The organism is Aurantiacibacter sp. KMU-128, assembly GCF_056933515.1.
The window spans coordinates 1,401,027-1,414,088 of sequence record NZ_JBXORT010000001.1; the positions used below are offsets into that span (position 1 = coordinate 1,401,027).

The window sequence follows — 13,062 nt, forward strand, 5'->3', positions numbered from 1 at the left end:
ATGCCGCTACTCGCCTGCGCGCGCCGCTGCAAGGGGATGCCGCTCATTCACCAGCGCAACGAGCCGCGCGGAATCGACATGGGTGTAGATTTGCGTGGTGGCGATATCGGCATGGCCGAGCAGCGTTTGCAGGACGCGCAAATCCGCGCCGCCCTCCAGCAGATGCGTGGCAAAGGCGTGGCGCAACACGTGCGGGCTGACCTTGGCGGGATCGAGCCCGGCGCGCAGGGCCAGCTCTTTCACCAGCTGGTACAGACGGATACGGCTGATATGCCCCGTTCGGGACGGGAAAAGATGCGGCGAGCGTGGACTTCCCCGCACCGCCACCCAGCGCCCCAACGCCTCCTTTGCGCGGCGCGACACGGGCACCATGCGCTGCTGTCCTCCCTTACCGGTTATCGATAGAAAAGGCGCATCACGCGGCACCGCAGTGATTGGGAGCGAAACCAGTTCGGTCGCGCGCAAGCCCGAACCGTAAAGCAATTCGAGCAGCGCCAGCATCCGCACTGCATTCGGCTTCTCGTCCGCTGCCTCCTCCTCCGCCTGCGTCAGGAAACGCTCGACTTCCTCATGCGAGAGGATTTTTGGGAGCGGCCTGCGCGCTTGCGGGCGCACCAGAACGGCTGAGGGATCGTCTGCCCGCCACCCTTCATCGACGCAAAAGCCGTAGAACTGGCGCAGCGCCGAGATTTTGCGGGCGACCGTGGATGGCGCGAGCTCGGCCCATGCTTTGCTCAGACCGGCAAGATCGCCCTTAGCCGCCGTTGCCAGATCGCCCGCAACTTCGCCCGCGCCCTGCAAATCGCGGCGATAGGCCGCCAGCGTGTTCGCCGCCGCACCGCGTTCTGCGGCCAGCATCGCCAGAAACGCGTCGATGGCGGCGGTCACGGCTAGCCGCGCGCAACCGCCTCTGCGGCGATCATCCGGGCTTCGGCAGTCAGGCCCACGCGGTTGAGCGAGGAGACGATGTAATAGAGATGGCGCGGGGTCATTTGTTCCCACGAACTTCCGCGCATCCCCACACCTGCCAACATGGCGACCAAAGCGGGATTATCCACCGCTGCAGCACGGGTAATGGCAAGGCTCCAGGCGCTGTCGCGGGTGTAATCAACCCCCAATTCCTCGCCAAAGGCGGTGAAATCCTGCGCATCGATCCGACCCAGACCGGCCAGCCCAGCGACCAGAAAGGCGGTCTTGCGCGAATCCGTGCTGTTATCGTCGCTGGCAAAATCGTCCACCGCTCCGGTGCTGACATTTGTGCTGCGTTCCGGCTGCGCCAATGCGAGCATCGCCCAACCTTCGCTCCCCTGCGGCACGACGCTGCCCCAGCGCAACGCGTTGCGATCCAGCCCTGTGCTCAGCATCGACGCGATCAGCGCGGGCGCGTCTTCGATATAGGCCTCGCTCACCGGCACGCGCGCGGCGGCATAGGCGGTGAGGACTTTGCGGCCATAGGAGGCATCCTCCCCCCACAGGCTGCGCATCGCCGCGATCCGCGCCGTGATGCCGTTGGCCGCATAGGCGTCGCGCAGCAACGCCGCGTCGGCCTTCTCGCCCTGTTCGAAGGCGTCGCTCGCCCAAAGCTGCGAATAGAGATCGACCATGGCCGAGGAGGAGAGAATCCCGCGCGCGCCCGCCAAATCGGCCACGCCGATCCGCTGATCGAGCGGGGTTGCCGGGATCAGCACATCGTTCAGCCGCAAGCGCGCAGGGGCATCCTCCAGCAGGCTCTCGGGAATTTCCACACCCAAGGCCCGCGCCAGTGCAAAGCGCCACGGGGTGAGTTCCTCCACCCCGTCCCACTCGATATTGACCGCGCGCCCGCCCTCGCCCGCAGCGCCTGCGTAACGCTGCGCCAGACGGACGTCGATTTCCGCCGCTTGCCCATCGCCCAGCGTCCTGCCGAGCCGCCGGTCGGCACTGCGCGCTTCGCCGATATAGGCGAGGCAAACACCTTGCAGCATCTCCCATTCGCCATCCTCGCGCACATCGCTGCGCAGACGGGCAACCGGACACATTCCGAGAATATCGCCGGTTGCCAGATAGCTGTCGAACGCCGCATCGGTGAGCGAACGGTTGTAGTTGCTGCCGTCAATATCCTGCACCAGCGCACGCGCGACGGCGCCTTCGCCCATCGCACCGAGCGCCTGCGCCCGCAGCGCAGCGAAGGTGACGGGATTCATACCTTGCGGCGCATTGAGGCGGCTCGCCAGCGCCCGGCGGACAAGAATATGGCCCCAACGCGAAACCATTGGCCCGTCGATCGCGCGCAGGGACGCCTCGACGAGGCGTCCGGGCTGGCGTTCAAGCGAGCCGTAAGGAAATCCGCCCTCTGCCGAGGAAAGCACCCCTACCCGCTCGACCTCGCGCCGGGCAGCAGGCGGAATATCGAAACGCGGACGCAGGCCCAGCACTTCGTTGACCTCGTCCGATTCCATCGACTCGAGCTCTTCGAGCGTGGGGAAGCCTTCGGGCAACCGGAAACCGCCGCCCGATGGCGCGCCCGCCTCCCCGCTGGCGCCTTGCGGAGCCGATGGCACTGACGGCGCAGAAACGCCCCCGCCCGATGGCACAGGTGTCGCAGAAGGTGTGCCGCCACCTGTCGCGCGCGGGGTTGGCGTTGGTGCGGGAGCCGATGTCGGCGCAGGCTGCGGCGGCGGATTGCGGAAAGCGGGCGGCAGCAAATCCTCGGGATCACCCGCCAGCGCCATGCTCGACGTCAAAGCGAGCGCCGCACCGCTCAAAAACAGACCAATTCGCTTCACTCGCTCGACTCCGGCACATTGACGGGCTGGGTAATCAGCCGCTGGTCTTCCCGGCCGCCGTCCCACCAGGCGACAAACAAGAGCAGCCCCAAGAGCACCAGCAGCGTTCCGATAATCGTCCGGCGATCTGGCACAGTGCTGGTAATCCCGCTTTCCCTTTCACACCCGGACAAGCGCGGGCGACCTTGCCAGCGCGGTTAGCCTAACTATAGGCCTTGCGGCAATGACGATTGCAAAACACCTCCCCGATCAGGCGCTGATCCGTGCCGTGGGCGCGCGGCTTGACCGGCCATTGGTGCTGGTGGGCATGATGGGTGTCGGCAAAAGCACGGTGGGGCGCAAGCTGGCCAGTACGCTGGGGATGGGCTTTACCGATGCCGATGACGAAATCATGGAAGCGGCGCAGATGACCATTGCCGAGGTGTTCGACCAGTTCGGCGAGGACCATTTCCGCGACGGCGAGCGGCGGGTAATCGCCCGGCTGATCGAGGAAAGCACCAAGCCGCGCGTTATCGCCACCGGCGGCGGCGCTTTCCTGCAAGACGAGACGCGCGCACTGATTCTCGACAAAGGCGTCGCCATCTGGCTCGATGCCGCGATCGATACGCTGGTGGAGCGGGTGAGCCGCAACAAGCGCCGCCCGTTGCTGCGTTCGGGGGATATCCCTGCGAAAGTGACCGCGATGAAGGCAGAGCGCGAACCCTATTACAGCGAGGCGCATATCCATGTGCGCAGCGATAATGGCCCGCACGAAGTCGCGGTGGGCCGAATTCTGGAGGCGCTCGATCAATGGCTGGCGTAAGAGTCGAACTGGCGGGACGCGGCTATGATGTGCGCATCGGCGGCGGATTGCTGCGCGATCTGGCCGCGCAAAGCGGCGCGCTGCTGCGCAAATCGCCAGTCCCGATTGTCACCGACGCCAATGTCCACGCGCTCTGGGCTGAAGCCGTCGAGGCGGCACTGGGCGCGGCGGGAAAGGAAGCGCGCTGGTTGATCCATACACCGGGAGAAAGCGCGAAAAGCTGGGACGGGCTGTCGCGCACGGTCGAATGGCTGCTCGCCGAGGAAGTCGAGCGTGGTGATAACATCATCGCGCTGGGCGGAGGAGTGATCGGCGATCTCACCGGCTTTGCCGCATCGATGCTCAAGCGCGGCTGCGGGTTCATTCAGGTGCCCACCAGCCTGCTGGCGCAGGTCGACAGCTCGGTCGGTGGCAAGACCGCGATCAATGTGGCGGCGGGCAAGAACCTTGTGGGCGCCTTCTACCAGCCTTCGCTGGTGCTCGCCGATACTGATGTGCTGGCGACATTAGCGCCGCGCGAACTGCGCTGCGGCTATGCCGAGGTCATCAAATACGGCATTCTCGGCGATGCCGCGTTCTTCGACTGGTGCGAGGCGCATGGCAGCGATGTTTTGGCGCTGGAGCCAGATGCCATCGCTCGCGCCGTGACCACCAGCGTCGAGGCCAAAGCGCGCATTGTCGCCGAGGACGAACGCGAGACGAGCGGCGCGCGGGCCCTTCTCAATCTCGGCCACACATTCGGTCATGCGCTCGAAGCCGAGACCGGCTATTCCGACCGCCTCCTGCATGGCGAAGCGGTGGCCACAGGCATGGTGCTCGCTGCGCGGTATTCAGCGCGCAGGGGTTATCTTGCGCAGGCCGAGGCCGAACGCATAGCCGCTGCAATCGCCGATGCCGGTTTGCCTGCGGAGCTATCCGCACTCGGCCTCGATTGCGATGGCGCAAAGCTGACCGCACATATGCTGCACGACAAGAAGATGGATGCAGGCACCCTGCCCTTCATCCTGCTACGCGGAATTGGTGAGGCGTTTCTGGACCGCGCGGTTGATCTGGCGGATGTGGCCGCGTTTCTGGATGAGCAGCTGCGGGCGATTTGAGAGAATACCGATTGTCCTAAGCTTGTCGAAGGACTGCTTTCCTTTCTGACCCTCCGCTAACTTTCAAAAGCGAAGTACAGCCCTTCGACAAGCTCAGGGCAGTCGGAACATGGGGTGCTGGTCATTCATTTTTCGGCAAAGACAGGACAATCGGAGGCGGAGAAAGACTACTCTCCACCCTCTTCCGCAAAAATGCCCACTTCGTTGAGCCCTTCCGAATTGGCGCGGCCGCGATACATTCCGCTGGTATTGAAAGAGAAATCCGCCTCGCCCTGCGGGGAGACGACGATTACTCCGCCGCTACCGCCAAGCTCGGCGACTTCAGCCATCAGATTGTCTGCCGCCTCGCGCGGGCCCATGCCAGTGAGGCGCATCAGATTGCAGATCGAACTCGCGACATTGGCGCGGATAAAATACTCTCCGGTGCCCGTGGCCGATACGGCGCAGGCGCGGTTGTCAGCATAGGTGCCCGCGCCGATAATGGGGGCATCGCCGATCCGGTCCCACCTTTTGCCGGTCATCCCGCCGGTCGAGGTACCCGCCGCCAGATTGCCGTGCCGGTCCCGCGCCACCGCGCCGACCGTACCGTAACGGTGCTCGTCATCGGCGAGCGATGCGGTGTTATTCGCACGATAACGTTCGAGCGCTTCGATCCGCGGCTGGGTGATGAACCATCCGGATTCCATGCGTTCAAGCTCGGTGCGATCGGCAAACTCTTCCGCACCCGCACCGCTCAGGAAAACATGCCGCCCGTCGCGCATCACTTCTTGCGCCAGCAGGATCGGATGCCGCACTGTCGATGTGCCCGCAGTCGCGCCCGCCGTACGGGTATCGCCCAGCATGATCGAGGCATCGTGCGAGATACCGCCATCCCATGTCAGCACCGCGCCGCGCCCGGCATTGAACAGCGGATTGTCTTCCATCAGCGTGATCGCGGCGATGATCGCATCTTCGGCACTGCCACCTTCAGCCAGAATAGCCGCGCCTGCATCAAGCGCTTCCTGCAAAGCGGCCTCGTACTCCGCCTCCCGCTCGGGCGTCATGGCTTCGCGGCTTAGCGTGCCTGCCCCGCCGTGAATGGCGATCGCCCAGTCGGTGTCGACCGGATCGTGATTGTGCGCATGGGCGCTGGCAGGCGCGCAAAGTGCGAAGGCCAGCATGGCAGCGGCGAGAAAACGGTTCATCAGGTAGCCCCTCTTGTTTTTCGTTGGAGCGGCTTGTGCGCCAGAACGCCTGTGCAATTCAAGTGGTCGATATGCCGGGTGAATATCCGGGCGCTGTAACACCCTATTTCAACAACACCAGTTCTTCCGCCATCGTCGGGTGGATCGCCACGGTCGCATCGAAATCGGCCTTTGTCAGGCCGGCCTTCACTGCAATCGCGGCGCCCTGCAAAATTTCGGGCGCTTCGGGGGCGATCATGTGGATGCCGACCACTTTGTCGCTCGCAGCATCGACGATCATCTTGTACAAACCGCGCTCGTTCCGCCCGGCCACAACGTGCTTCATCGGGCGGAAATCGGACTGGTAGACCCGGACGGAGCCCAGCTTGTTGCGCGCTTCGCTTTCGGTCATCCCGACCGAGGCGATGGGCGGGTGGCTGAAGACCGCGCTCGGAATGCACGAATGGTCCACCGCATAGGGCTCGCGTTCGCCGAAAACGCTGTCGGCAAAGGCTTGCCCTTCGCGGATGGCGACCGGCGTCAGTTGCACGCGGTCGGTCACATCGCCGACGGCGTAGATGTAATCGACATTCGATTTGCTGAACGCGTCGACTTTGATCTCGCCTTTCGCGCCAAGTTCAACTCCGACGGCTTCCAGCCCCAGCCCTTCGGTGTTTGGAACACGGCCAGTGGCGATCATCACCTGGTCGAACACGCGCGGCTCATGGCCGGTCAGCTTGACCAGCAATGTGCCGTCTTCCTGCCTTTCGATCGATTCGAATTCGCAGTTGAAGCAAAACTCTATCCCCTTGGTGAGCGAGATTTGCAGCAACCGGTCGCGCAATGCCGTGTCATAGCCGCGCAGGATCACGTCCGAGCGGTTGACGATGGTCACCTTGCTGCCGAACTGGTTGAAGATGCCGGCAAATTCATTGGCGATATAGCCGCCGCCCGCGATCAGGATACGTTCGGGCACGGCATCCAGATGGAACGCCTCGTTCGAGGTGATGACGTGCTCGCTGCCGGAAAATTCGGGCACGAACGGTCGTGCGCCGGTGGCGACCAGAATATATTTGGCAGTGACAACCTTGCCGCTTTCCAGCGTGATTTCATGGTCGCCGGTAATGGTCGCGCGTTCTTTGAAAATGGTGACGTTGTGGTTTTCCAGCGTCTCTGTGTAGAGTCCTTCCAAACGTGTCACGTCCGACAGGACATGGTCGCGCAGCCGCACCCAGTCGAAGGAGCATTCGCCGATATCCCAACCGAACTGCTTGGCGTCCTCCAGATCCTCGGCAAAATGCGCGCCGTAAACGAGCATCTTCTTGGGAACACATCCGCGAATTACGCAGGTGCCGCCGACGCGGAATTCCTCAGCCGCCGCCACTCTCGCGCCATGCGCCGCCGCCACCCGGCTGGCCCGCGTGCCACCCGACCCGATGCCGATGGTGAAAAGGTCGAAATCGTAGCTGTCGGCCATGTCTGCTTCCTGTAACTGCAATGCTGCTGCGCGCTATGGACACTCGCCATCCGCGCCGCAACCGTCGAAAGTTACATCGGCACCTGGGTTGGGACTGGACTGGCCCGATCAGCTTTGCAGGTAGGAGGCGTAGTCGCGCAGCAACTGCCAAGCGGGCATATCGGCAATGGTGATCGCGTCGTCCTGCTTCAGCTTGGGCAAGTGCAGCAGCACTTTGCGCACCGCCACTTGCTGCGCTTCGGACGCGCCGGGCATGGAAATATAGACTTCGGGATTATGCTCCATCGGCGCATCGAACAGCAGCGAACAGTTCATTGCGTCAAAGCCGAAGCCGAGGAACAGCAGCCGCTTCCCGAAAGTCAAATCACCGAACAGCTTGCGCTTGAAGCCGCGCTCTTCGAGCCGTTCGGACATTGTGTGGATCTGTTCCACAATCGAGGGCAGGTTCTCGACTTCACTCGCGCCCCAATCGGCGACCGGTGCCTTACCGCTTTGCCAATCAAGCCTGCCGGGCGTTCCGAACACATGGAGCAGGCGCAGTTTTTCCGCCACCAGTTCGCGCGCTTCGACGATACTCATGCCAAAGGCCATCGAAAGCGCCCACGGCAGATAGGCTTCTAACGAGCGATCGTAATTGAAGTTGATGATTGCGAGATTGTCCAGGCAGCGGTCAGCCTTGGCGCTCGGCACGCCGCTGACGATGGCCTGCGCCAATTGGAACAGCCAGTTTTCGCCGCCGCGCACCGGCAGATCACCGGGGTCGCGCGGTTCGGCCGCCAGCGGCGACTCCGCCTCTGCGGCCAATGTGAAATGCGTGATCGCGAGCTTGGCGACGGCCAAGACCATCGGATTGTCGCCGAACTGTTCGAGCAGCGCATCGACCGATCCGCCAAGCCGCGCGGCGCAGCGGAGCTGCTGCCCCGCTTTGAACAGGTGTGATTTTTTGACCCGTGCCGCTTCCGCGATCGCTTCCAGATGCGCAGCCATGGCGGCGATATCATCGCTCACCACGTCGGTGCCAAGGCGCGCAAAATCGAGCCCGCCGGCAATCCGCGCCAGAAACGCCGCGCCATCGGGAAATTGCAGCTCGGTAGAAGCGCCCGCGCCGACGACGATTGTGGTCTTAGTTCTAATCATCTCAGCGTAGCGGTCCCGTCTATTGGCATGGCGGAAACGCTACGCTGCTTATGCTTAAGATTTGGCTATAGCCCAGGTTCAGCCCTGCCGCTGACCGCCACTGCGTTGGGAGCGATTGCCGCCGCCACTGCGCCGCCCGCCAAACGAGCGACCACTGCCGGGACTGCCGCCCTGACGCGGAGCGCCAGATTGTCCGCCGGGCCCGCGATTGGGCTTGCCCTTGCGCGCAGGGTGTTTCACCTTCGATTTATCCATGCGCTCTTCGGAACGCTGGGCGGAAGCGCCACGCGGCTTGGGTTGCACGCGCTTCATCTTCTGCTGGTGTTCGCGCTTGGTCGGGCCGACACCTTCGACCACCGCGCGGAAATTGTCCGGCAAGGCAAGCCGTTCGAACGCCGCATCGGTCGTCTTCTGGATGTCCTTGAGATAGGCGCGCTCGTCCTCGGCACAGAAGGCAATCGCGATACCGTCCGCTCCGGCGCGCGCGGTGCGGCCGATGCGGTGGACATATTGCTCAGGCACATTGGGCAGTTCGTAATTGATAACGTGGCTAACGCCCGGAATATCGATCCCGCGCGCGGCGACATCGGTGGCGACCAGAATGGGCGTTTTTGCCCGCTTGAATTCGTCAAGCGCGCGCTCACGCTGCGGCTGGCTCTTATTGCCGTGGATGGCATTGGCAGCGACACCGATTTGCGAAAGCTTCTTCACCACGCGGTCCGCGCCGTGTTTGGTGCGGGTGAAGATCAGCACGCGCTCGATCTTGCCGGGAATGGCATGACGGCCTTGCAGCATCAATTCGAGCAGGCTCTGCTTTTCGTCCTGCTGCACCATGAACAGATACTGGTCGATCCGCTCCGCCGTGGTGCTTTCGGGCGTGACGCTCACCTGCACCGGATTGGTGCAATAGCCGGAGACGAGCTCCTTGATCGCCTTGGGCATGGTCGCGCTGAAGAACAGCGTCTGCCGGTCGGCCGGAGCCAGATCGCGGATTTTGCGCAACGCATGGATGAAGCCGAGATCAAGCATCTGGTCAGCCTCGTCGAGCACGAGGATTTCGAGGCCTGACAGGTTGAACGCCTTCTGGTCGATCAGGTCGAGCAAGCGGCCCGGCGTCGCCACCAGAATATCGGTGCCGCGGTGCAGCTTGTTGCGATCCTTGTTGACGCTGGTTCCGCCGACGATCGAATGAACCTTGAGGCCCGCAAGCGCGCCGTAATCCCTGGCGCTCTGGGCAATCTGGCCAGCCAGCTCTCGCGTCGGGGCCAGCACCAGCATACGGCAGCTCTTGAACGGGATCTGGTTATCCGCCTTGCGCAGATTGTCGATGCTAGGCAGCATGAAGGCAGCAGTCTTGCCGGTGCCTGTCTGCGCGATACCGAGAAGGTCGCGGCCTTCGAGAACTGGCGGAATGGCCTGCGCCTGGATCGGCGTCGGCGTGTCATAACCCTGCATATCGAGGGCCTGCATAACGGGCTGCGACAGCCCGAGATCGGAGAATTTTGTAGTCATTATGTGTATTTAACTCGCAATAGATGCGGCGCGGCCAACGGACAGAATCCGGGCGCGGCGCGGGTGTCAAAACGACCCGCGTGAAAAGGGAAGTCTCAGGTAAAAGGACCGAAGGGCTGCCGGGGCTTGATGGCTTTCTCACCATCGCCGCTTCACGCTGGCGCGCGCTTCGATGGGGGCCATGTGGATGCTGCAGCGCAAAAAGTCAATGGGCGTGTGTTAACCCGCCGACTTCAACCCGTCCTTCCGAACGGTTTGTTGAGCTGCACGATCTTCCAGTTGAGCACGGTCGCGAAGCTGACCCATGCGAGGTACGGAACGATCAGCCACGGCGCGAGAGCGTCCCACCGGCCTAGCGTCAGAACGAGCGCCAGCACGCTCGCCCACAGGAACGGCACTTCGATCAATGCCCAGTCGGGCCGACGGAGCGTGAAGAAGATCGGCGACCAGACGAAGTTCGCGACGCCATTGATGACGTAGAGCGCGATCAGCCACTGCCCTTCCCCCGCCGCCTCGGCCCCGTCCCAACTGCGGTAGAACGCCCATGCGGCAAGCCCGAAAATGGTCGTCCACGCCGGACCGAACAGCCAGTCCGGCGGCTGCCAGCTGGGCTTGTTGAGCTTGTAATACCACTCGCCAATACTGGTAAGCAACGCCCCGCCCGCCGCGAGGATGAGCGCCCATATGATGGCGAAGATGAGGGGGAAGGTCATTGCGCGAGCATACACCTATTCCCCGTCATTGCGAGGAGCCGTTAGGCGACGTGGCAATCCAGCTTCCACCTTATCCGCGTGCTGCAACGTCAGAAGCTGGATCGCCGCGCCCTGCGGGCTCACGATGACGAGAACTGAGATTGCTAAAGGCTAGCTTCTAAGCTGCCATTCTACGATGTCAGAGGTCGTTACCCCTTCGGCAAATTCGACCAAGACATTGAGCGCCTCTTCGAAAGTGAAAACGCCGCCGTCTTCAGCCAGCCACTTGTTCAAGCCCTTGGGAGCATCAAGCAGTTGCTGGCCATCCGCCCGGAAAGCCAGTGCGTTGTTATCTCCGTTCTTATCCCAACATTCGATCCGCCAACCCTCGGGCCGGTTGTTGGCGACCATTATTCTCCCGTCAGGTTGCCTCACACCGGCAGAAGCGAACTCTTTGCGCAAGGTGGTGAGCATCGCTGCCCGTATTGATTCTGGAGTAGCTTGGACGTCGCCAGGCCAATAGGTGGAATACGTAACCGGAACATCATCTGGTCCGCCCACCCATGCAGGTTGTGGCTTCGGCTCCACCCATCTCGCAAAAAGGCCTGCGCCCGTGCCAGCCAAGACAATTAGTCCCCATCGCACCCACCATGGCTCAACATCGCCAAGCTGCCCCATGAGTAGGACAGTAAGAGTGGCAACCAAAACGATCCCGCCCGACCTAAGTAGCCGAGTCTTCTTTGGCGGCTTTGGCGGCTCCGGATGAAGCGACTTAGCCAACCCCAGCAGCCTTCAGCAGCGCCTCGGTACTCGCATCAAACCGCTCGCCGCCCTTTTCGATCTTCTTCGCGATTTCCTTGCCCAGCTCCACGCCGAACTGGTCGAACGGGTTAATCCCCAGCATCACCGCGCTCGCAAAGGTTCGGTGTTCGTGGAAAGCCACCAGCGCGCCGAAGGTCATTGCGTCGATATCGTCGCACAGGATCGTCGCCGAGGGGCGGTTGCCGGGGTAGTTGCGGTGCGGGTCGTCCGAGTGCTTGCCGCTCATCAGCGCAGCGCCTTGGGCAAAGCAGTTCATCAGCAGGATATGGTGGTGCGCGGCATCCAGCATATCGCCCGGCTCGATGCTGGCGATAAAGTCGATGGGCACCAGATGCGTGCCCTGATGCAGAAGCTGGAACACTGCGTGCTGCGCGTCTGTACCCACCCCGCCCCAGGTGATCGGCGCGGTCGGGCCGGTGGGCAGGCCATCGACGCTAACGCTCTTGCCGTTCGATTCCATTTCCAGCTGCTGGAGATAGTCGGGCAGCAGCCGCAGTCGCTCGTCATAGGCGAACACGGCGCGGGTCTGCGCGCCCTCCAGTCGGGAATAGAACAGATCGGCAAAGGCCGCGCGCAAGGGCAGGTTCGCTCGCCCGTCTGTATCGCGGAAATGCTCGTCCACCTTCGCCGCGCCATCGAGCATCGCCTGGAAATCGGCATAGCCCAGCGCGACCGCAATCGGGAAGCCGATGCTCGACCACAGCGAGTACCGCCCGCCCACGCTTTCAGCGAATGGCAGGATGCGCGTTTCATCGACGCCCCATTCCACCGCCTTTTCGGGCGCAGCCGTCAAAGCGATCACGCGGCCCGTGGGATCATCCACGCCATGGTCGGCGAGCCATTTCAGCGCGCTGGAGGCGTTGGTCATCGTCTCGATGGTGGTAAAGGTCTTGGACGCAACCGCCAGCATCGTGGTCGCCGGATCGCACGCCTTGAACGCGGCTTCCAAGGCCACCCCGTCAATATTGGAGACAACGTGCACGTCCACCTCCGCCCCGTCGCGGGTGAGCGCATCCACCGCCAGCGCGGGGCCAAGCGCGCTGCCGCCAATGCCGACATGGATCAGGTGCTTGACCTCGCCAAACGCGCCTTCGTGGATCGCCTCGACCATCAGCTTCATGCGTTCGAGCAGCGCGGCGGCTTCCTCGACGCTGGATTCCTTGCCGACCCCGCGCAAAGCGGTGTGCTCAGCCGCGCGGCCTTCGGTGGGGTTCACCACTTCGCCCGCAAACATCTTCGCACGCATTCCGGCGAAATCGCAGGCCTCGGCCAGCGCTTCGAAATCGCCGAGCAATTCTTCGGTCAGATGCGTCTTCGACCAGTCGAATCGGATGCCCACCGCATCCTCCCCGCCGCGCAGTTCGAGCCGTGTGGAATACTTCTCCACCCGATCGGGATCGGCAGCAAACAGCTCTTCCAGCGTGGGATCGGGATGCAGGGCGAGCGCGTTCCACGCTTCGTCACGGGTCAGGGGCACGGGTGAAGAATCCTTTCCTACAATTGGACCCTATGGCTACGCGCCTTGGCCATGATTGCAAACCGCGAAATAGCTATGCGTGAACGTTCCCACGGCCCTGCCCTCGCGCAGGCCGGAG

The 13,062-nt window shown here is 62.9% G+C and carries 12 protein-coding genes; 2 read left to right on the plus strand and 10 right to left on the minus strand.

Annotated features, from left to right (window positions below; translation table 11 throughout):
• Positions 1-6 precede the first annotated feature (6 nt).
• The 3 genes from ACS0VV_RS07040 to ACS0VV_RS07050 are packed head-to-tail and all read right to left on the minus strand — an operon-like array spanning position 7 to position 2,899.
• Complete coding sequence (locus tag ACS0VV_RS07040) at positions 7-888, minus strand: tyrosine recombinase (protein WP_483532012.1); 882 nt, start codon at positions 886-888, stop codon at positions 7-9.
• A 2-nt stretch (positions 889-890) separates the two neighbouring features.
• Positions 891-2,765, minus strand: a complete 1,875-nt coding sequence (locus ACS0VV_RS07045; RefSeq protein ID WP_483532013.1) for a hypothetical protein — start codon at positions 2,763-2,765, stop codon at positions 891-893.
• A complete protein-coding gene (locus ACS0VV_RS07050; protein WP_483532014.1) occupies positions 2,762-2,899 on the minus strand; it encodes a hypothetical protein in 138 nt (45 codons plus the stop codon). Before ACS0VV_RS07050 ends, ACS0VV_RS07045 begins: the two co-directional genes overlap by 4 nt.
• 89 nt (positions 2,900-2,988) lie before the next feature.
• Between ACS0VV_RS07050 and ACS0VV_RS07055 the strand changes: the two genes are divergently transcribed.
• The gene (locus ACS0VV_RS07055; RefSeq protein ID WP_483532015.1) at positions 2,989-3,567 is read left to right on the plus strand and encodes a shikimate kinase; all 579 of its coding nucleotides are present in this window, start codon (positions 2,989-2,991) and stop codon (positions 3,565-3,567) included.
• Positions 3,555-4,664, plus strand: coding sequence for a 3-dehydroquinate synthase (aroB, locus tag ACS0VV_RS07060; protein ID WP_483532016.1), 1,110 nt, complete (start codon positions 3,555-3,557; stop codon positions 4,662-4,664). Before ACS0VV_RS07055 ends, aroB begins: the two co-directional genes overlap by 13 nt.
• 167 nt (positions 4,665-4,831) lie before the next feature.
• Here the strand turns inward: aroB and ACS0VV_RS07065 are convergent, their stop codons facing one another.
• The 7 genes from ACS0VV_RS07065 to pgi all read right to left on the minus strand — a co-directional run bounded on the left by ACS0VV_RS07065 (position 4,832) and on the right by pgi (position 12,938).
• Positions 4,832-5,848, minus strand: a complete 1,017-nt coding sequence (locus ACS0VV_RS07065; protein ID WP_483532017.1) for an isoaspartyl peptidase/L-asparaginase family protein — start codon at positions 5,846-5,848, stop codon at positions 4,832-4,834.
• A gap of 103 nt (positions 5,849-5,951) precedes the next feature.
• A complete protein-coding gene (gene gorA / locus ACS0VV_RS07070) occupies positions 5,952-7,304 on the minus strand; it encodes a glutathione-disulfide reductase (RefSeq protein ID WP_483532018.1) in 1,353 nt (450 codons plus the stop codon).
• 108 nt (positions 7,305-7,412) lie between these two features.
• Positions 7,413-8,441 (minus strand): hypothetical protein, encoded by a 1,029-nt coding sequence (locus ACS0VV_RS07075; protein ID WP_483532019.1) that lies wholly within the window; start codon positions 8,439-8,441, stop codon positions 7,413-7,415.
• A gap of 78 nt (positions 8,442-8,519) precedes the next feature.
• Positions 8,520-9,953, minus strand: coding sequence for a DEAD/DEAH box helicase (locus ACS0VV_RS07080; RefSeq protein WP_483532020.1), 1,434 nt, complete (start codon positions 9,951-9,953; stop codon positions 8,520-8,522).
• Positions 9,954-10,186: 233 nt separating this feature from the next.
• Positions 10,187-10,666 carry a TspO/MBR family protein gene (locus ACS0VV_RS07085; RefSeq protein WP_483532021.1) on the minus strand — a complete coding sequence of 160 codons (480 nt, stop codon included), beginning with the start codon at positions 10,664-10,666 and terminating at the stop codon, positions 10,187-10,189.
• Between the two features lie 150 nt (positions 10,667-10,816).
• The gene (locus ACS0VV_RS07090) at positions 10,817-11,206 is read right to left on the minus strand and encodes a hypothetical protein (protein ID WP_483532022.1); all 390 of its coding nucleotides are present in this window, start codon (positions 11,204-11,206) and stop codon (positions 10,817-10,819) included.
• Between the two features lie 211 nt (positions 11,207-11,417).
• Positions 11,418-12,938 carry a glucose-6-phosphate isomerase gene (gene pgi / locus ACS0VV_RS07095; RefSeq protein ID WP_483533511.1) on the minus strand — a complete coding sequence of 507 codons (1,521 nt, stop codon included), beginning with the start codon at positions 12,936-12,938 and terminating at the stop codon, positions 11,418-11,420.
• Positions 12,939-13,062 lie beyond the last annotated feature (124 nt).